We start from the raw sequence: 21,346 nt of genomic DNA on the forward strand, positions 1-21,346 counted from the left end.
AATAAAATAGTAGATTATGAATTAAAAATCGTATTGATCATTTTCTTCTTCTAAAATCTGATTATATAATTTAGAAACACGCAAGGTTGATGTTGCCAAATCATTGATCCTAAATATAATGTCGTCATTAACAATAGTACCATTAGAAAAATCACGTTCTTCGATAAATACATAAGTTTGCATAACGTATGCTTTCATATAACTTAATATTGGTTTTAATTGTGTTTCAGCAATTAAGTAATGTTTTGGAGAACCCGCAGTAGCTATAATACCTACAATTTTATCTTTAAATGCATTGACTGGAAGTAAATCAAATACGTTCTTTAATGTTCCTGGTATAGATGCTTGGAAGATTGGAAAACCTATAAAAATAACATCAGCCTGCATTAAAGCGGTAGTTAATTCTAATGTGTCTCCAGAATAGTCCAAGTAATTTCGTCCATCGCTAAAAGATAAATCTAAATTTTTCAAATCGAATAATTGGATATTAAGTGCATCATCTTGATTTGTTACGGCTTCGTCCAGATATTTCATGGCAGTACTTGTTTTAGAACCAACTGTAGAACCAGATAGTAACACGACGTTCATAGTATACCTCCTATTAGTTTAAATGTTTTTTTACAGCGGGGATGATTTCATTTCCTATGAGTTCTATATTTTTCATGATTTTGTCAAAAGGCACGCCGCCAAAATCTATTTGTGCCATAAATCGTTGATGATTATATAATTCGTGTTGGTATAAAATCTTTTCGACAATTTGTTGAGGGCTACCAACCATTAAAGCATCTCTGTAATCTGGTGCATTAGCAAATTGTTGTTTTGGGTAACCTGTACCTCTTATAAATGACATACCCACATTTAAATGAGGGTAGAATTCTCTCAAAGCTTCTTGCGTTGTGTCTGCAGTATAAAAGAGACTAGCTGTAGAGACTGGTAAAGATTCAGAAGAATTATCAAAACCGTTTTCTTTGGCAGTCAATCGATATTGTTCTATAGAATCTTTAAAGGTCATTGATGGGCCTCCTAAAGTTGTAATCATCATCGGTATGCCTTGTCTACCAGCTTTGATAGCACTTGCCGGCGGTCCACCAACAGCGCGCCAAATTGGTAATGTGTCATCTATTGGACGAGGAAAGATTTTCATGTTATTCAAATCAGGCCTGAATTTTCCTGACCAAGTAATTTTATCTGTATTATTTAATTCCATTAGTAAATTGAGTTTTTCTTCATAAAGTTCATCATAGTTATTAAGATCTAATCCGAATAAGTCAAAAATACCAGTTCGGGATGCGCGACCTGCTACGATTTCTGCGCGTCCGTGAGAAATTAAATCTAAAGTAGCAAAGTCTTCAAATACTCTTACAGGATCAGTAGCACTTATAATGGTAGAAGAACTAGAAACTTTGATTTTGTTCGTTGCTTGGGCAATTGCTCCTAAGACAACTGTATGTGCTTGAGTCGTAAAGTGTTCTTGGTGACTTTCACCAACACCAAACACATCAATACCAGCTTGCTCAGCTAATTGACTTGCTTCTATGAGTTCATTAATTCTTTGTTCATAACTCACTTTTTCTCCGTTATGCGGATTTAATAAATGGTCTCCTAATGAGTAAAGACCAAATTCTAGGGGCGTATTTTCATTCATTTTTAAATGTGCCATAATATCATCCTTTATAATTCGTGTAGATTATTTTCAATCTCTGTTCTTCTATCTTCCATAAAATCGGGTAAATTAAGATGCTTTCCTAAGTTTTTAATACTTGTATCCAATGTAAAACCTGGATCTGCTGTTGCAAATTCATATAAGATGTGGTTTTGTCTGTAATACAATGATTCGAAAAAGTAACGATCTATAATGCCAGAGTTATTTCCAGGTTGCTGATTTATTGTTTGATAAACAGCATTTAGATCATTGCTTTTGGGTGTATTAACCGCAATATGATGTATATAACCTTGCCCTGGACGTGCGCGTTCTCCCTGCTGCTCTACAACTACGAAATCAGTGTATAACCCCTTTTCATCTAAAGTCATAACTGTTTCGGCCATATCTTGTCTTTGCGTATACGCTAGGGTTTCTTTTAAAAAATTAAGTGTTGCTTGAGCGTTTTTAACTCTTAGTTCAACTGGCCCCATACCGAGAATTTGATACCGTTCTGGAATTTGAGTATATGGGTTTTTTCTCCAAGCATTTGGCGTTTTGTAATTATTGTTTACTAATAAAATCACTTCTAACCCATCAATATCTTTAAAAGAAATCGCTGATTGATTTAAATAGATCAACGGTTCCCAAGTTATACCAAAAGACTCGAGTCTCTTTTTAAAGAATGTTAAAGCATTTTCATCAGGGATAAGTAACGATAAACGATGTATTGAGTCCGTGCCTGGACGGTTTTTACCTAAAAGTGGTATTTCAAAAAAACTAAGCAAGGTACCAGGAGAGCCAATTTCATCTCCAAAAAATAAGTGATACATTTTAGGATTATCTTGATTAACTGACTTTTCAACTAGTCTTAAACCTAATACTTGAGTATAAAAGTCTTTGTTTTTCTTTGCATTTTTTGTATACATTGAAATATGATGATGACCAATGATATGCATAATTGCACCTCCATTTTTATAATTACCTATCATAATATTTATTTCCCTTTAAACAAATAATAAACTGAAAGGTATAAAAAGTATACTAATAATTATGAGTAGAATATAGAAATGAAAAATACTTACGGATAGTTTATAAAAAATTTGTAGGAATGAATTTAGTATAAAAATTTAAAAAGGACATTAATAAAGGTTTATATCTAAAAATAAACCACCCGTTATACGGATGGTTTTGATTTTGAAAACAGGTATTTATGTCTCGAGTCCACTCATATTAAGTGAGATTTAATGCACCATCTTCCATATGATATACTTTGTCGCAATATGTTGTGAGGCGTTCGTCATGGGTAACCACGATGCATGTTTTATTTTTATCTAGTGTTTGTTCTTTTAAAATTTTCATGACTTCCATAGCATTTTCCGTATCTAGGGAAGCTGTTGGTTCATCAGCTAAAATAATAGAGGGTTTCGTATACAAGGCTTTGGCAATAGCTACACGTTGTTTTTGCCCCCCTGAGATTTCACTTGGAAGTTTATTTTCAATTGCTTCAAGGTTTAATTGTGACATAAGTTGATTATAATCAGTTTGACTTAACACATCTTTTTTCTGTTTCTCTAATAACTTGAATTGTTGTTTTACGGTTAGAAATGGTACAAGATTAGTTGCTTGAAGTATAAAACCAATTTCTTGCATTCTTGTATTTGCTAACGCTTTTTGAGACATTTGAGAAACTTCACTATTATTAATAATAATGTCACCAGAAGACGGGGTTTGAAGCGCACCGGCCATTGTTAAGAATGTGCTTTTTCCAGAGCCAGAAGGTCCAATAATAGCAATAAGTTCGTTTTTGTTAAATTTTAAAGTTGTAGGTTTAACAGCTTCTATTTTTTGATTTCCATCTTGAAAATACTTTGTAACATTTTTGAATTCTAACATTTCATATACACTCCTACTTTATCCGATTGCTTTCAGTGGATCGACTTTTCTTATTGTTAGTATAGAGAACAGACTACCTATTAATGAAACAACGATAAGTACAACGCCATATATTATTAGCGTCACGGCGCTAAATTTAATTGGTACAGCACTTGGTAAGAAGGCGCCTGTAATTAAGGTTAATATAAGCCCGATAAGCGTACCAATCATAGCAATGATGAATGTTTGTGATAATACTACTTTTGCTAAGTAGCCATTTGTGAACCCTTGTGCTTTTAATACACCAAATAAATTTGTTTTTTGTAATGTAATTACATATAAAAATATGCCAATAACGGTTGCTGAAATAATAAATAAAAATGAAATCATAAAGTTTAAGGTTAAGTTTTGTGCTGTATAACCAGGTAAATTTTCTACAAAGCTTTCAATTCCAATTGCTTCCAAGTTGTTATTTAACGATTGATTATCCCAATTTTTATCTTTAACAACTACTGCATTTGTCGTAGATTTATCCAGGGAAGGATTGATTTTTTGGATTGTATTATTATTTGAAAATAATACTGGAGAAGCATTGTATTTTGCACTTTCACTAAAGCCTACTATTTTTAAGTTTTCATCTGATTGAGATAGAGATAGTTTATCTCCAATTTTAAACCCTTTATCTTTCAATGTTTCATCTGCAATAACTTCATTATCTGAGTTGAATTTTTTCCCTTCAATCATATCCGGTACTAAAAAAGAGTGATCTGTAACACCAAATAATAGTGCATTTTCTTCATTGTTCCCGTTAGAAACAATGACACCAGATTGTTTTAGAGTTGTTTGATTTTTGTATGTATTTTCTATGTCATCTGTATTAAAGAGAGACTGTTCAACGGTCTGGTTTGCATCTTTGTTCAGTACAATTGCATCTGCTTGCCACTTATCAATACCCTCTCTATTCATATTCATTAAGCCACTTGCTAAACCTGAAAGTAAAAAAAGCAAATAACTAATCATTATTAATACACCAATAATTAGACTGAATTTTAATTTGTTTCGTTTGATTTCGTTCCAAGCTAAAAACATAAATAACCTCATTCCATTAAATATTTTAAACACAAATAACCATTATTCTAAAATATCATAAAAACTCAAATACCTATACAAATACAGATGTGAACTGTATAGACGATTTCATATTTAATTCATATCTTACTTAAAATAAACGCTCATGATACTCAGAAAATTATTTCAAAAAACAATCAATTCAATGAGAATAACATCAATTAATGTAGTGAAACAGTCACTTCACATATAATAAGAAAGTCATAGGTTCTACATATTGTAAACAAAGATGACTTCTTAGATGATAAGCATAACATGAATAATTATCGTTAGGATTATATCCATTATAGTTGAAAGTCAATGTAAAGGAGTATATAAATGGATTTTTTTATAGTATTCGTTTTGATAGCAATATTTTTAGGAGGCTTAGTTCGAAGTTATTTTGGATTTGGTGAAGCACTGATTAGTATGCCATTACTTGCGATTATAGGTTTAGACACACATACAGCTATTTCAACCATTGGATTAGCAGGTTTATTCGTAGCTAGTTTAAATATATTTTATGATTTTAAGACGATAAAATATAAAGTTTTATGTAAGATGTTGATAGGAAGTTTACTTGGTATCCCTATAGGCATATGGTGTTTAAGACATTTTGAAGCGGGTAACGTCCAATTTATGCTTGGTATATTTTTAATTTTATATGGTATTTATGCATTGGCACGAACACTTTATTTTAAAAATTATGCTCATATTATATTGAAATCTAAAATTTGGGCATTTATTACTGGGATAGTTTCAGGTATGTTAGGGAGCTTATATAATTCTCATGGCGTACCAGTTGTGATTTATGGAACGATGACGCGGTGGGGTATTAAAGCATTTAAAAGTACAGTGCAAGCACACTTTTTAATAACAGCAATTTTTGTTGTCATCGGTCAAATCACAGGCGGTATATGGACATCACAAACATTGTCACTATTTTTATTATCAATACCTTGTTTAATTATTTCAGTGATGATTGGAAAGTATTTATCTTATGTTACAACGCCGCATAATTTTGAAAAATGGATTTATGTATTTTTAGTATTACTTGGTATACTAATGTTATTTGTCGTTTCATAACTACTATTGTGCAATGTTTAATAATATTTTTAAAGGTCGGAATCATTTTGTCATATCACTATGAATCCGACCTTTTATTTATGATTTATTTTGATGAGCATTAGCATTTATACTTTTATTTAATAATACAAAGAATAAAATAAAAGCAATTGAGATTGTGATATGTCCTAGCCCTGAAATACCAGCAATAGCAGGGCTAACACTGAATCCTTTCATAACTGCAATACCATTAACAAATTGCATAGCAACTGTTACTAAGACGCCTACATGATACACATAGAAAAAATAATTAAAAAGCGTATGGTGCTTAGTTAATTTTAATTGGTTTTCAATAACTAGGAAAATTAAAAACATGATTGTACCTAATACTAGTAAATGTGTATGAGTTACATTTAATTGTGAATAACCACTAAAGTTCTCTGCTTTAGACATTTCTCGATAAAACAAGCCACTTAGCATACCTAATATAGTATATAAAATTGAACTATACATTAATTTTTTCATTTTTATAACCTCCAGATTGTTAATGACTATAATTTAAAGAAAATTTATGAACTGAGTGTGAACAAATTATGAAATTTAATTATCAAAATCATAAATTTACTAAGTAAACAAAATATTAAAAGAAAAAAAGATATGTATTAAAAAGTGAAGTGAATTTTCTTAAAATTTTTAAGATTTAAACTTAATTTTTTTGTATTTACATTGTGCACCGTAGTTTATATAATATCTTCGGTATAAAACAACACTTTTGTTTTGAGGTTAATAGTGTTCATTTATACTGTGAATTACATGTATTTATGTTTATTATTCTTGTGTATTGTGACAGTACAATGGGTTTTGTAGATAACTATCTTTAAATTAATGTGTCGTGAAACTAAGCAACGAAATATTGTAAAGTGCATGTTATTTTATTAAAATTAACTTAACATTTAAAAATAACTTGCATTTATTTATTAGTTAAGTACAATAAAGTTGTGAAAACTTAATATGAGGTGGGAAAAAATGAAAAATGATCAAGGATTTTTACCTAATAGGTTAAATAAGTATGCTATTAGAAAATTTACAGTTGGAACTGCATCATTATTAATCGGGGCAACATTGGTATTCGGCGTTAGTAACGAAGCACAAGCAGATGAATTAGCTACGATTAAAACAGATGAAAAAACTGATAATTCTGATAAAGGGGAAGCGCTGGATGTCGAAGATATTAAAGGCGTGGAAAATAACAATGAAGCAACAAATAGTACTGAAAGCCGAACTACAGATACAGAAGAAAAGTTTGAAAATACAGAGTTAGAACGTAAACAAGATACAACTAGCAATGAAATATCAACTATTGAAACCAAAAATGAAGAAAAATCGAATCAAGAAGTAATTGATAATGAAGAAAAACAACCAGCACAAGTAGAAAATGACATAGATGAGGTATCGAAAGAGACAACACATGCTACTGAAACCAAAAATGAAAAAAATTCGAATCAAGAAAAAGTAATCGATAATGAAGAAAAGCAATCAGCACAAGTAGAAAGAGATATAGATGAGACATCGAAAGAAACAACACAAGAAACAACGAATGAAAATGATATAAATAACAACGCATCTCAAAAAGAAACATCTGAAAGCGAAACATCATTTAATAATAACGTTAATAAAAAATCACCATCTGAAAGTCCGAAAAAAGAAATTACAAACAAGACATCGTCTACAGCATCATCTGAAGATAAAGAAGCATCAGCCAAACTAGATTCAAAAGCGCATACTACCGAAAAAACGAAAGACCCCTCTAATAATTCCAAACAAGCTGCTTCACAAGAAAATATAAAGCAAAGTATTGAAAAGGCAAATGCCACAGAAGCAAACGAAGAGAAAATAACGGATAAAAAAGATAATGCACAATCAAAGCTAACAGAAGAATTATCAAAAAATGATAATAAAGAAGCAACGATTAAAAATTATTTAAATAGTCAACTGCCTAATGAAGAAACACAAGCTATTTTAAACGATACAGATATAGACTATAAAAATGCAACAGATGAAGAAATCAATACTGAAATTTTAAAAGCATCTGTTATTCAACTTGCAAATCAGCAAGACAATGTAAAAACATTAGCTACCTCAAAACGTACGAGGTTACGTTCGATGGCTACACCGACTGCATTAAGCGCTGCAGTAGAACAAAATGAAGAAGTTGAAAAATCTTTAGGGTATATGGACAACTATACATTTGCCTCATTAATTTTTGATCCAAAGCATTTAGATTCTCAAGATATGTTAGATAGCAATGTTATCCCGTTCGATATTCATAGTTATATGTCAGGAGCGAATTCTGGCAATCGTTATAAAATAGACTTGAAATTGGATCCAATCATTTCTAAGCATGTTACAAAAATTACTGCTAATCCAAGTGGTAGAAAAAACCCTGTTGAGTTTATAAGATTACATGACGAAAATGGCAAGTTAACTAATACTTGGGAAGTCAATTTTATTAGAGCAAATGGTGGTTTATTTGGAGGAGCAGAGATTTTATCTCAATATACTGCTACAAATGGAAAAATTGAATTAGATGATACAGTAGGAAATATTTTAAATGAAGCCGGAAATTTAGATAATAATAAACTAAATTACCAAATTTTTGTTCGCGATTCAATCAATAATAAAATTGTAAGAACTTCCGAGAGTAGCGGTTATTTATTAACTACAGCTGATGATGATTTAGTTCAATTAGAAAGTAATGTCTCAGATGAAGACAAAAATGTTTTTAAGGCAAGTAGCGGTTCAGCAACATATGATGACGCACCTGGAGAACATGGTGGATTTATAATCGACCAACAAATTATGAAAAATGGTACCTTTACGTACGGTAAAACGAAAAGTAAGCAATGGTCATATAATTATCAGATTGATAAAGACTTATTACCTTACATCGAAAGTGTAGAATTGCATACTTACGACTATAAAGGTTTATCTGGTTTTGATAAGTCTTATCATTCAGAAGATAAAGTAGCAAATATACAACTTGATAGTAACGGTAATGGAATGATAACAAGTGATAATTTAAATAAATTAATTGAGTTTAACAATGGATTACCGGAGACAGTAGGTGTGCGTATTGTTATTAAATTAAATCAAAGTGTAAATAATATATTAACTAAGGATGCACAATATGATGATCAAGGTAACTTAATAAGAGAAACTACAAAACAAAAAGATGATTTTACATTTGCAGGTTATTTAACTGATAGCGATGGACAACTTATTAATCATACATTGGGAACGTCAACATTAGCATTACAAGATTATGATAAAGATGGTCTGTTAGACAGATATGAACGTCAAGTTGCTTTATCAGACCCTGAAAACGAAGACACAGACGGTGATGGTAAAAATGATGGTGATGAAGTTATTAATTATAAAACATCTCCATTAGTAGGGAAACCTCAAGCTGCTGATATTACAAATGAAGACACGGTCGTAACAGGTTCAGTTCCACTAAAAGAAGGCGCTGCAACACAAACAGCTAAAGTGATTAACGAAAACGGGAAAGTAATTGGTAGTGCTACGGTTAACGCCGATGGTAAGTTTAATGTATCAATTCCACAATCACCAGAAGGTACTTATACTATTGCCATTGATTCGCCTAACTATGAAAACGATGAAGTTAACACGTTCAATATTATAGATCTTTCTAAAGTTCCTGTACCGTCAATCAACCCAGTTGATGATAATGATACAGAAATTCACGTCAACGGGACAGCAGGTGCTACTGTTACTGTTCGAGACAATAATAATAATGAAATTGGCTCAGTTCAAATTCCTGACGATGGTTCATCAGCAACTATCACTTTAAACCAACCACTGCCAGCTGGCACAGTTTTAACAGCAATAGCTAGTAAAGACAGCAAAATAAGTGAAAAGTCTGGCCAAATTATAGTAACAGACGAAACCGCGCCAGATGCACCAGTAATAAATCTAGTAGCAAGTAACGATACGCAAGTAACAGGTACAGCAGAACCTAACTCAACAGTGACACTTGGTTTCCCAGGTGGGGGTAAAATTTCAGTGAAAGCTGATAATCAAGGTGATTATACAGCTGATATACCAAGTGGTGTCATTCTTAAGGGCGGAGAAGTGTTCAAAGCAGTTTCAATAGATGAAGCAGGTAATGAATCAATTGTAGCAACAACAACAGTTGCAGATAAAACAGCACCTGATGCACCTACATTAGAAAATGTAACAAGTAATAGTAATCAAGTGACAGGGCAAGCAGAAGCAAACGCAACAGTTAAAGTAATGTTCCCGAGTGGCGCAATTGTTGAAACAATAGCAGACCAAAATGGAGTTTACACAGTAGCTATTCCAGAAAACGAAGGATTGAAAGGGGGAGAAACGATTGAAGCTACAGCAACAGATGTGGCAGGTAATGTTTCAGAATCTGGTAGTACGGATGTGATAGATAAAACAGCACCAGATACACCACAAATAAGTCAAGTAACAAGTGTAAGTACTGAAGTAACAGGTAAAGTAGAAGCAAACGCAACAGTCAAAATAACATTTCCAAGTGGTGCAATTGCTGAAACAATAGCAGATGAAGATGGTAACTTCACAGTAGCTATCCCAGAAAGCGAAAATCTACAAGGCAAAGAAACAATTAGTGCTACAGCAACAGACGCAACAGGTAATGTTTCACAACCAAGTTCAACTACAGTAACAGACGAAACAGCGCCTGCACCGCCAATAGTGAATAGCGTGACAAGTGAAGATGCGCAAATCACTGGTGAAGCAGAACCTAATACAACCGTGACAATTAAATTCCCTAACGGTGAAACAGCCACTGGTGAAACTGACGCAGATGGGAAATATGTTGTTACAATACCTAATGAAATAGACTTAAAAGGCGGAGAAGAGTTAGAAGTAACATCCACTGATGACGCTGGTAATGAAACCGATCCAGTGAAAACCATTGTTAAAGATGAAACAGCGCCATACGCGCCTAAGGTAAATAACGTAACAAGTGAAGACAAGACAATCAGTGGAACGGCAGAACCAGGATCAACAGTGACTGTAACATTTCCAGATAATAGCACTGCGACAGGTAGAGCAGACCAAGATGGCAATTATTCAATTGAAATTCCATCAGATATTAACTTAGATGGTGGTGAAGCGTTACAAGTCGTTGCAACAGATAAAAACGATAATATTTCAGCACCGACAATGACAACAGTAGCAGACACAACAGCGCCAGATGCACCAAAGATAAATGAAGTCTCTAGTGAAGATACTCAAATTGCTGGAACTTCAGAACCAAATTCAACAGTGACCGTAACATTCCCTGGAGGTGCTACAGTCGATGTAGAAACTGACGAACAAGGTAACTTTATAGTTGATATACCAGAAAATATGGACTTGACAGGTGGAGAAGAAATTCAAGCCAGTGCCCAAGATAAATCCGATAATAAATCAACTCAAGCATCAACAACGGTTGTGGATGCGACAGCACCAGAGGCACCAACGGTGAACGAAGTAACAAGTGAAGACAAGACAATTAGAGGAACAGCAGAACCAGGTTCAACGGTAACTATAACCTTCCCAGACGGTAAGACTGCAGATGGAAAAGCCAATGCGCAAAGTGAGTATTCAATTGCTATACCGGAAAATGTGAAATTAACAGGTGGAGAAGAATTATTAGTAGCTGCTATGGATAGTAATGGAAATATCTCAGATTCTGTCACAACAACAGTTACTGATACGACAGCGCCAGAGGCACCAACGTTGGACGAAGTAACAAGTGACGACACAACGGTGAGCGGAACATCTGAACCAGGATCAACGGTAACAGTGATGTTCCCAGACGGAACAACAGCAACAGGTACAGCTGATGAAGAAGGCAACTACACGATTGAAATTCCAACAGATATTAACTTAGGTGGTGGAGAAAACATCACAATTACTGCGAAAGATAAAGCGGGTAACCCATCAGAGTCAGCGACGACAACAGTTGTGGATACAACAGCACCAGAGGCACCAACGGTGAATGAAGTAACAAGTGAAGACACAACGGTAAGCGGAACATCTGAACCAGGATCAACGGTAACAGTGATGTTCCCAGACGGAACAACAGCAACAGGTACAGCTGATGAAGAAGGCAACTACACGATTGAAATTCCATCTAATGTAGACTTAAATGGTGGAGAGGATATCATAGTTACTGCGAAAGATAAAGCGGGTAACCCATCAGATTCTGTCACAACAACAGTTACTGATACGACAGCACCAGAGGCACCAACGGTGAATGAAGTAACAAGTGAAGACACAACGGTAAGCGGAACATCTGAACCAGGATCAACGGTAACAGTGATGTTCCCAGACGGAACAACAGCAACAGGTACAGCTGATGAAGAAGGCAACTACACGATTGAAATTCCATCTAATGTAGACTTAAATGGTGGAGAGGATATCATAGTTACTGCGAAAGATAAAGCGGGTAACCCATCAGAGTCAGCGACAACAACGGTTACTGATACGACAGCACCAGAGGCACCAACGGTGAATGAAGTAACAAGTGAAGGCACAACGGTAAGCGGAACATCTGAACCAGAATCAACGGTAACAGTGATGTTCCCAGGCGGAACAACAGCAACAGGTACAGCTGATGAAGAAGGCAACTACACGATTGAAATTCCAACAGATATTAACTTAGATGGTGGAGAAAACATCATAGTTACTGCGAAAGATAAAGCGGGTAACCCATCAGAGTCAGCGACAACAACGGTTACTGATACGACAGCACCAGAGGCACCAACGGTGAATGAAGTAACAAGTGAAGACAAGACAATCAGAGGAACAGCAGAAGCAGGATCAACAGTAACAGTAACCTTTCCAGATGGCACAACAGTGACTGATACAGCTGATGAAGAAGGTAATTATACGATTGAAATTCCAACAAATATTAACTTAAATGGTGGAGAAAACATCATAGTTAAAGCTACAGATCAAAGTGGAAATACTTCTGAAAACACAAATACAGTTGTGCCAGGCGCAGATAAAGTACCAGGTACAGGAGAAGCGCAAGATACAGATGAAACATCAGATAAAGGTGAAGCAACAAGTACAAATGAAGGAGCGATTCCAGAAGAAAAACAAAATACAAGTGAAACATCAGGCGTAAATCAATCTTCAAATACGGGGCAAACTTCTAAGGTAGATCAAAACAGTAATGCGGAATATAATAATTCAGGAAGTGCGACTAGCAATTCTAATAAAAAAGAAAAAGATAACGTAGCTAATAAAAATAATATTAATAAATCCGAATTACCTAAAACAGGGGAGCATGAAGAAAACAATGCTACTCTATTCGGTTCATTATTTGCTGGTATGGGCGCATTATTATTATTTATTAAGCGTCGTAGAAAAAAAGAAGAAGATAAATAACATCAGTTTACAAACAGAAAATTAATATAAGTATGAGTGAGGCCGAGACATAAAAAAATAATGTTTCGGCCTCAAATTTATTATACCCAATAGCTAATTAATGTTATTTTTTTAATAAACTAATAAACTGAGTTAAATTAAATAAATATGTTTATAAATTGTGATTGATGTGTATAAATTTAATAGACTTTATAAAAATAAAATGGGGTTAATATATGTTTGTTATTATTCAATATAGCAAGGGTAATATACTTTTTTATTTACGCAATAGGAAACAAGGACCTATAAATTCAAGAGTAGTAACAATTTCAAAAAAGAATTATAAACAGAGTCTTTTAAGAAATATTTATAATTTACTTTCTCAAACGAATAATAAAGTTAAAGATTTAGATTTTCTATTACTTGAAATGAATGATTTTAAGTCATTAGAAGTGGATGCAGTTTGTGAAGTGAGTAGGTACCTTAAAATGCAACTTCATAAAAATATTATCGTAACTAATAATATAGAAACATTTAAGTATAAGGAGTATTTAAAAAGGAAAGAAAGATAATTAAAGTAATTTGATTTTTACATTATAATCATAAATTATAATCATAAATTTATTTGACTTAGTATAGTAGCCGAATAGTAAATTTTATTCCACTAAGTCTTTATAAAATAGTTGTCCATATAATAGAGTGACTATGAAACCAAAGGGTAGTGATTGGTTCCAATAGTCATATATTTTAGGTATATATTACACATTAATCTAATGTGGTTTCATAGTAATCTTCGCCAAGCATATTTTTAGCGACATAGGTAGATGGGTCTAAATGACGTGTGATAAATTGTGCGACTTCACCTTGTTGGATGTTATACATAAACTCAATTTCTTTTGAAAACAATCTATGCTGTGCTTTTAAATACAACCCTAAGTCTGGTAGGGGTTTTGGTGCTGATTTATCATTGTTGTTTAATGTTTCGATTGCACTAATATACACATTTAAATCTCTGCCGCCTACAATTTTAGTGCCTTGATTATCACTATTTACTATTACAATAGTAGGGAAACCTCTAACACCTAATTGTCTTACTAAGTCAAAATCATCTTGAAGTAGTTCTTGACCTTTTTTACTATTTGCTAAATCTAAAATAGTTGCAGTGTTTATCGTTTCGTTATTTTTATATAAATCCTGTACAATCGATTTAAGTACTTTAGGATTCGAAATATTTTGATTGAATACAAATACTGCTTCCCTGACGAGTCTAATGAATTCAATAGCGGTAGTAGGTGAATCTATTTGCTGGATTGCTTTATATAAACGTGATGCTGGGTATGAAGATTGCACAGGGTCGATTTCCATAATGGTACCATCGATAGGCATACGTGAATACTTTCCTACCTCTTGCCAGTGTGGTGTTACATCGGCAGGTTTATAAATGCCATTAGCTGGGTCGATTGGCCCATCTCCCCATTCCTCTAATAGACCCCCCATTACCATTTGGAAATTAAATAAATGCCCATATTGTACTAAAAGTTTATTTAAAGTAGGTTCGAATGCCCAACAGTGTGAACACATAGGGTCAGTTACGTAATATAAAGTTAAGTTAGGGCTATCTATGTTTAGGTTAATTGCTTCTATTTCACTTTCCTCGTTAGGTTTACAAACGCCTGAATAGATATCACATACCATATTGTTAACCATATTTTTATCCTCCTAAGTTTGATTAAATTGATATACACTTATAATAAGTAGTAATATGAATAATAAGTACCAACAGATTGTAATAAATGTTGAATATCCAACATTTATAAATTAATGTTGGGAGAAAATGAGGGAGTCGAATGCTACAATCAAAATCAGACTTGCGAGTTATTAAAACTAGAAAATCTATTATGCAAGCTTTTATTAAGCTTTCAGATGAAAAAGATTTTAAAAACATAACCATAAAAGATATTACCCAAGAGGCGCTTATCAATAGAGCCACTTTCTATTATCATTTTAGTGACATCTATGATTTATTGGATAAAGCGCTTTCTGAAGAGCTATTAATTAATTTAAATTACGAATATTTTGAACAGTGTCAATTGGACGAAACAACCATTGCTAATATTTTTAAAGCGGTAGCAGAATTCCAATTGTCTTTAAATAGGAAGTGTCACAGAAGTTATCCGGAAACGATAAGTAATATTGTTCAAGCGCATATGGAGAGTATACTTTATAAATTATTGATTGACATTCATTTTGAGGATGATAGTACGCGTCAATTAGCAGCAAGTATGTTAAGTGCGAGTATCTACAGCGCTTCTGAAAAATGGTGTCAAAACTTTAGTGATATTTCTGCTGAAACTTATATTAAACGTGTCACACCTTATATTATTTCTGGTTTTGTATCTTGTGAAGCAACTAAAAATTGAATTGAAATGGGGTTTTTAAAATGGGGATCATTATGATTATATTGCAAATTATATTAGGTATATTTTTTATCATGACAGGTTCTAAAATATTGTCTGGCGCAATGAAAAAAGATTTTGCCCGTCTCGGCTACCCACCTATCTTTAACCAAATTACAGGTATATTCGAATTTGTAGGCGGTCTTGGTATGCTTATAGGCGTTTTATATAACGTGATTGCACTACTATCTAGTGTATTACTAGGTGTGACTATGTTTGTTGGGGCCTTATCGCTGATTTTCTTAGGTAAAGACCCAATTAAAAAAGCAATCCCAGCCATCATATTATTTTTATTAAATTTTGGTATGTTTATCTATTATATTTAGATACGTTGTTATTTTTAATATTAAAGCCCCCAGTTAACTTATTTTAAGCTGGGGGTTATTTGTAGTTGATTAAGCTAGACCTTGAATTTTTAATACAATTTCTGCTACGAGCGCAGAACCGATATATGTACTGAGCAAAATAACAATACCAATAACAATGGTTTTCCACCCTAACTTGGCGAAGTCAGCCCATGAATTCCCTATTGAAACGCCTGCATAGGCAACAACTGGCGTGGCTAATGACAGCAAATCTACTTGTTCAGTCCATTCAACGATGTGAGAAGATCCAGGAACCCCAGGCATAGTAATGATTAAACCTATTATACCAATATAAGCAATACTTGGTATGTTTAAAGGCACGATATCACGTAAAACCAATCCTAATAAGGCGACACCCATTAATGCAAGGATGCCGGGTAATGCCTCCAAAGGCATGACATTATACCCAATCCAATTACTAAAAATTGAAATAATTCCTACTATACATAAGGTGAGAATCCAATTTATAACTTTTGAAGACATCACAGTCACTCCTTATCTTTTGTGAATTTTGATTTAACATGCATAATCAAGCTATAATATTTTCGGGTTAAAGGTAGAGCAATTAAAATACCAATATAAAGTCCCGTCACTGACGTCAGAAGATTACTTACGCCAGAAAATGCGGTAATTGTGTTAGCTTGGTCAGGATACATTTCGACTAAAGGCCCCAGAGCAGCTGCAGTCATTACGCCACTTCCTACTCCTGTAGCCATGGCAAAAGCAATCGGACTAAATGGTAAAATGGAAATCAAAATACCAGAAAAGATACTAAAAAATATCGCCCCAAAAATGGTTCCAAATATGTACATAGACATCACGCCTCGCCACTCTGGGGAAGAGATACCATATTTTTCGGTAATCAGCGCTAAATTGGGTTCTCTACCTATTGAATGAGTCATCCCTATAGACTCACGTCGTAAACCTAATAATATAGCTAATGGTAATGAAATGATAATCGTAGCTAAATTGCCAGCTTCCTGTAATATTAAAGCAGGCCCAGCTGCAATGATTTTAGGTAATGCGGGCCCTGCTTCTACACCAAATTTTGCTATGAGTAGTGCTACTGAAATAAATACCATTGGTTCGGAATTTTTAGCTTGTTTTTTACCGATGATGGGCGTGAAATAAACCCCTAATCCGAGTAACACTGCATAAACAACTGGCAACAAAAGGATTGAAGTTATGCCTAAAGGTATTTTATGCGCACCAATGACTTCGGAAATAATCATAATAATTAATACAATGCCATGTAATCTCCAATCTTTCCAAAGTGTATTTTGTTGTTTCATATCAATCCCTCCTAGTTAAAATATTCCGAAAATTCTAAATACGAATAAAATCTATTCTATACTTAATATTTCAAAATGAAAAGGGTATCAATATGATTTATAAATTTTAGAAATTTGGTAAGTGTAAATATGGAATTTAAGCGTATAATGGACTCACTACAATCGAAAGGTGTGGAGAAGATGCAACATGCTTATCGGCAACTTTTATTAGGGGTGATTTGTTTATTTATAGTAATGGCGATTGGACGTTTTGCATATACACCTATTTTGCCATTTATGCAGCAAACAAGAGGTTTAGATGACCGAAGTGCTGGTTTACTAGCTACGATTAATTATCTAGGTTATTTGATAGGCGCCATTGTTCCTATATGGATTGTTATGTTTAGTAAGGTTACGGATTTGAAAATTTATTTATTTATAAATATTATTTCGACTTTAATGATGGGACTTTCTGATAATTTTCTACTATGGTGTATTGTGCGTTTGGTTTCTGGAATAACAAGCGGTACAGTTTTTGTTTTAGCATCGAATGTAACGCTTGAAGCTTTAAGAATAGCGAAAAAAGATGGCATCTCAGGTCTGTTATATAGTGGCGTAGGTTTAGGTATTTTTACAAGTAGTATCTTTATTTTCTTATTTACTACAGCGAGCACATGGAAACTTACTTGGATATCACTAGGCATTTTTTCTTTAATGATAGGGATTTTTGTTATATTTGGTATGCGCGAAAATCACAATATCGAAAATAAAAATTTCAAATCAAAAAATATTGAATATACCGAAACAATTAAAGTGAAGAAAAAATTTATTTGGGGGTTTTCAATCGCCTATTTTTGTGAAGGCGCTGGTTATATTATTACAGGGACATTCTTAGTAGCCATCGTTAAATCAATACCTGGATTAACCGATTACGCAGCGTTAAGTTGGATGTTTGTAGGTTTAGGTGCTGTGCCTTCTACGATTTTATGGTCTATGATGGCAAATAAGGTAGGGCATGCGAAAGCAATATATTTTGCATTTGTACTACAAATCATTGCTGTGATACTACCTGTTTTTTCAGGGCATGTAGTGAGCTTAATAATTAGTTCTCTGTTCTTTGGAGCAACATTCCTTGGGTTAACAACATTATTCATGTCTAAAGCACAAACACTTATGTTTCAAGGTAATCATAAAGTGAACTTGGTAGCTTTATTAACAATGATTTACAGTTTAGGACAATTGATTGCGCCAGCACTTTCAGGTATATTAATTGGTGAATCAGGGGATTACAATGCATCGCTAATTTTTGCTGCCTTCATATTATGTGTAGGTTTGTTAAGTAGTATATATAGCTATCAGGGGAACAATGGAAGTTAAATCATTCTGTTGTTTCCAAGTAATTTATTGAAAAAGTTAGAGTGATATATTAGCCTGTTTTAATTTTACTTATAATTTTTGGAACATTATCAAATTTCAAACGAGATAGAATATTATTTTATGTCAAATATGGTTTATGAATGATAACAGAGTTTCTTATCTTATTGTAATATATTGCTAGTGCGATTTGTCTGGATAGGCTTTTCATTAGATATCTTCCTTTTGTGTAAGTTGACATTTTGTGGTAATATCGTCATGGATAAAAATTCGAGATATTAATAGATAAGAAGGTTTAAATATATATGAAAGAAAATTTTTGGCGTGAATTGCCGCGTCCATTTTTTGTTTTAGCACCGATGGAAGATGTTACAGATGTTGTCTTTCGTCATGTTGTTAGTGAAGCGGGCAGACCTGATGTATTCTTCACTGAGTTTACAAATACAGAAAGCTTTTGCCACCCTGAAGGTGTACACAGTGTGCGCGGGCGCTTAACATTTACTGAAGACGAACAACCTATTGTTGCTCATATTTGGGGAGATAAGCCAGATCACTTCCGTGAAATGAGTATCGCGATGGCAGAGATGGGCTTTAAAGGAATAGACTTAAATATGGGGTGTCCAGTGGCGAACGTTGCAACAAAAGGTAAAGGTTCAGGTCTAATTCAGCGACCTGAAATCGCAGCTGAAATTATTCAAGCAGCTAAAGCGGGTGGACTGCCAGTGAGTGTTAAAACGCGACTTGGCTATTCTGAAATTGATGAGTGGAGAGCGTGGTTGAAGCATATTTTCGAGCAAGATATTGCAAACCTGTCCATTCATCTTCGCACGCGTAAAGAGATGAGTAAAGTGGATGCACACTGGGAACTAATTGGAGAGATTAAAAAGCTGCGTGATGAAATAGCCCCGGAAACTTTGTTAACGATTAATGGAGATATCCCAGACAGAAAAACAGGACTTGAACTAGCTGAGAAGTATGGCATTGATGGTGTCATGATTGGTCGAGGTATTTTTCATAATCCATATGCGTTCGAAAAAGAACCAAGAGAACATTCCAGCAAAGAACTTTTAGACTTGTTGAGATTACATCTTGAACTATTTGACAAATATTCAAAAGAAGAATCACGTTTGTTTAAACCATTACGTAGATTCTTTAAAATTTACGTACGGGGCATTAGAGGCGCGAGTGAATTAAGACATCAATTGATGAGCACGAATACGACAGACGAGGCTCGCGCGCTACTCGATAAATTTGAAGCGCAAATGGAACAGACCAGTTAATTTAAGCGTTTAAAACGAAAGTACTGAAACAATAAGGAAACTGAGATTAAGTGATGAACACATATACCTTAACCATAAACTGGATATAAGCAATTGACGTCTAGTATAAAAATTGTATTAAGCTTTTATAACCTTTTTAGGTATCTTTGATAGGGAGCAAGATAAGGAGACCATTTAAAAATGTGATTTCTCTCTTGCTCTCTATTTTTGTCTAATGGTAAGTGAAATAATGAATGCAATTATCATAAAACTCGTAATCATTATTACAACGCCGGGCCATTGTAAGAGGCTGTAAAAATAACCTGCTAATGTGCCACCTACAGAAGACCCCATATAATAAAATAATAAATACAAACTAGAAGCTTGTGCTTTATGATGTTCAGCTCTTCCGGCAACAACAGCACTTGCGATAGCATGACCGCTAAAAAACGCGTATACACTAAATGCGAGACCAAGTATTTTGAATGACAATGGTGGTAATAATGTAATACATATACCAACTATTAATAACAAAATGCTAAATTTCAAAGCGTTTAAAGTGCCTAACTTTGAGCGAAGTTTTGCATTAAGTATGGAAGAAATCATACCTATTAAAAAGAGTAAATAAATAAAACTAATAAGACTATCATGTAATCGATATGGTTCATCTGCTAAAACAAAGCCAATATAATTGAACGCTGCAATATTACATCCTAATAATAAAAAGCCGACCATAAAAGGTTTTAATAGTCTGACATTTTTCAAATGTTGGGCATAGCTTATTAATAATGCTTTTACTGAAAATCGTTGTTTTTCAAAATGCTGTGAGTTTGGTAGTAAAAAAGTAAATACAATAGCAGCAATGACACTAATTATGCCGATAGTGATTAAACCAACTTGATAACCGTAAATACTAGAGATAAATCCTGTGAAAATACGACCAAAAGCGCCTCCGAATGCGTTGCCACTTATATAAATGCCCATCGCTTCAGGTAAATTGTGAGGTGAGATTTCTTCACCAATATAAGCCATAGCTATAGAAGGTAGTCCTGCTAAACATATACCTTGTATCAGCCGTACAATTAAAAAAGTATTGAAATCTGCCAAAAAAGGTTGAATTAAAGCGAGTATGGACACAGAAAGCACTGAAAAAATCATAATAGGTTTTCGTCCAAGAACTTCCGAAATAGCGCCAAAAAACAACATTGCAAACGCAAGGGTTAATGTTGCAGAGGATAAAGCTAAGCTAGCCATAGTTTCGCTTACATTAAAAGATTTTGTAAAATGGGGTATTAAGGGTTGGACGCTATAAAGTATAGAAAATATTGTAAACCCAGAGATAAAAAGCGCAACGATTATTTTAATATAAGTTTTTGACCCTTTTGTTACATAATTATTTGGTAAACCATCCATATTGCATACCCCACTTTTATTTAATAATTCCATATTAGCATGTAATGCACCATATCAAAAAAACACTGTTTTTAAATTTAAAAGCAATTAT

Annotated in this window: 17 protein-coding genes; 7 read left to right on the forward strand and 10 right to left on the reverse strand. The window is 33.7% G+C overall.

The window, feature by feature from the left end:
• Nucleotides 1–21 precede the first annotated feature (21 nt).
• The 5 genes from BJG89_RS01485 to BJG89_RS01505 form a co-directional block, all read right to left on the reverse strand.
• Nucleotides 22–588 carry an NADPH-dependent FMN reductase gene (locus BJG89_RS01485; RefSeq protein WP_096808198.1) on the reverse strand — a complete coding sequence of 189 codons (567 nt, stop codon included), beginning with the start codon at nt 586–588 and terminating at the stop codon, nt 22–24.
• Nucleotides 589–601: 13 nt separating this feature from the next.
• A complete protein-coding gene (locus BJG89_RS01490; RefSeq protein WP_096808199.1) occupies nt 602–1,660 on the reverse strand; it encodes an LLM class flavin-dependent oxidoreductase in 1,059 nt (352 codons plus the stop codon).
• An 11-nt stretch (nt 1,661–1,671) separates the two neighbouring features.
• Nucleotides 1,672–2,598 carry a VOC family protein gene (locus BJG89_RS01495; RefSeq protein WP_096808200.1) on the reverse strand — a complete coding sequence of 309 codons (927 nt, stop codon included), beginning with the start codon at nt 2,596–2,598 and terminating at the stop codon, nt 1,672–1,674.
• A gap of 274 nt (nt 2,599–2,872) precedes the next feature.
• Entirely contained in the window at nt 2,873–3,535 is a 663-nt protein-coding gene (locus BJG89_RS01500; RefSeq protein WP_096808201.1) for an ABC transporter ATP-binding protein, read from the reverse strand.
• A gap of 18 nt (nt 3,536–3,553) precedes the next feature.
• The gene (locus tag BJG89_RS01505; protein WP_096808202.1) at nt 3,554–4,603 is read right to left on the reverse strand and encodes an ABC transporter permease; all 1,050 of its coding nucleotides are present in this window, start codon (nt 4,601–4,603) and stop codon (nt 3,554–3,556) included.
• A 357-nt stretch (nt 4,604–4,960) separates the two neighbouring features.
• Here BJG89_RS01505 and BJG89_RS01510 point away from each other — a divergent pair, with 357 nt between their 5' ends.
• Nucleotides 4,961–5,707 (forward strand): sulfite exporter TauE/SafE family protein, encoded by a 747-nt coding sequence (locus BJG89_RS01510; protein ID WP_096808203.1) that lies wholly within the window; start codon nt 4,961–4,963, stop codon nt 5,705–5,707.
• Between the two features lie 78 nt (nt 5,708–5,785).
• Here the strand turns inward: BJG89_RS01510 and BJG89_RS01515 are convergent, their stop codons facing one another.
• Nucleotides 5,786–6,211 (reverse strand): DUF2871 domain-containing protein, encoded by a 426-nt coding sequence (locus BJG89_RS01515; protein WP_096808204.1) that lies wholly within the window; start codon nt 6,209–6,211, stop codon nt 5,786–5,788.
• A 501-nt stretch (nt 6,212–6,712) separates the two neighbouring features.
• On the opposite strand from BJG89_RS01515, the gene BJG89_RS01520 reads away from it, so the two are divergent.
• Complete coding sequence (locus BJG89_RS01520; protein ID WP_198401960.1) at nt 6,713–13,138, forward strand: Ig-like domain-containing protein; 6,426 nt, start codon at nt 6,713–6,715, stop codon at nt 13,136–13,138.
• Nucleotides 13,139–13,353: 215 nt separating this feature from the next.
• Nucleotides 13,354–13,689 carry a hypothetical protein gene (locus BJG89_RS01525; RefSeq protein WP_096808206.1) on the forward strand — a complete coding sequence of 112 codons (336 nt, stop codon included), beginning with the start codon at nt 13,354–13,356 and terminating at the stop codon, nt 13,687–13,689.
• Nucleotides 13,690–13,882: 193 nt separating this feature from the next.
• Here BJG89_RS01525 and BJG89_RS01530 read toward each other — a convergent pair whose 3' ends face one another.
• Nucleotides 13,883–14,824 carry a DsbA family protein gene (locus BJG89_RS01530; RefSeq protein ID WP_096808207.1) on the reverse strand — a complete coding sequence of 314 codons (942 nt, stop codon included), beginning with the start codon at nt 14,822–14,824 and terminating at the stop codon, nt 13,883–13,885.
• A gap of 140 nt (nt 14,825–14,964) precedes the next feature.
• On the opposite strand from BJG89_RS01530, the gene BJG89_RS01535 reads away from it, so the two are divergent.
• Entirely contained in the window at nt 14,965–15,537 is a 573-nt protein-coding gene (locus tag BJG89_RS01535; RefSeq protein ID WP_096808208.1) for a TetR/AcrR family transcriptional regulator, read from the forward strand.
• Nucleotides 15,538–15,569: 32 nt separating this feature from the next.
• The gene (locus BJG89_RS01540) at nt 15,570–15,899 is read left to right on the forward strand and encodes a DoxX family protein (protein WP_411756573.1); all 330 of its coding nucleotides are present in this window, start codon (nt 15,570–15,572) and stop codon (nt 15,897–15,899) included.
• A 69-nt stretch (nt 15,900–15,968) separates the two neighbouring features.
• Here the strand turns inward: BJG89_RS01540 and BJG89_RS01545 are convergent, their stop codons facing one another.
• Together BJG89_RS01545 and BJG89_RS01550 are read right to left on the reverse strand one after the other, a co-directional pair.
• Nucleotides 15,969–16,421, reverse strand: a complete 453-nt coding sequence (locus BJG89_RS01545) for a hypothetical protein (protein ID WP_096808210.1) — start codon at nt 16,419–16,421, stop codon at nt 15,969–15,971.
• Between the two features lie 5 nt (nt 16,422–16,426).
• Nucleotides 16,427–17,230: a DUF3100 domain-containing protein gene (locus BJG89_RS01550; RefSeq protein WP_096808211.1), complete on the reverse strand. Its 804-nt coding sequence runs from the start codon at nt 17,228–17,230 to the stop codon at nt 16,427–16,429.
• Between the two features lie 180 nt (nt 17,231–17,410).
• Between BJG89_RS01550 and BJG89_RS01555 the strand changes: the two genes are divergently transcribed.
• Together BJG89_RS01555 and BJG89_RS01560 are read left to right on the forward strand one after the other, a co-directional pair.
• Nucleotides 17,411–18,586 carry a YbfB/YjiJ family MFS transporter gene (locus tag BJG89_RS01555; protein WP_096808212.1) on the forward strand — a complete coding sequence of 392 codons (1,176 nt, stop codon included), beginning with the start codon at nt 17,411–17,413 and terminating at the stop codon, nt 18,584–18,586.
• Nucleotides 18,587–18,888: 302 nt separating this feature from the next.
• A complete protein-coding gene (locus tag BJG89_RS01560; RefSeq protein ID WP_096808213.1) occupies nt 18,889–19,863 on the forward strand; it encodes a tRNA dihydrouridine synthase in 975 nt (324 codons plus the stop codon).
• A gap of 201 nt (nt 19,864–20,064) precedes the next feature.
• Here the strand turns inward: BJG89_RS01560 and BJG89_RS01565 are convergent, their stop codons facing one another.
• On the reverse strand, nt 20,065–21,255 hold the full coding sequence (locus BJG89_RS01565; RefSeq protein WP_096808214.1) for an MFS transporter: 1,191 nt from the start codon (nt 21,253–21,255) through the stop codon (nt 20,065–20,067).
• Nucleotides 21,256–21,346 lie beyond the last annotated feature (91 nt).

The organism is Staphylococcus nepalensis, from assembly GCF_002442935.1.
GTDB lineage: Bacteria > Bacillota > Bacilli > Staphylococcales > Staphylococcaceae > Staphylococcus > Staphylococcus nepalensis.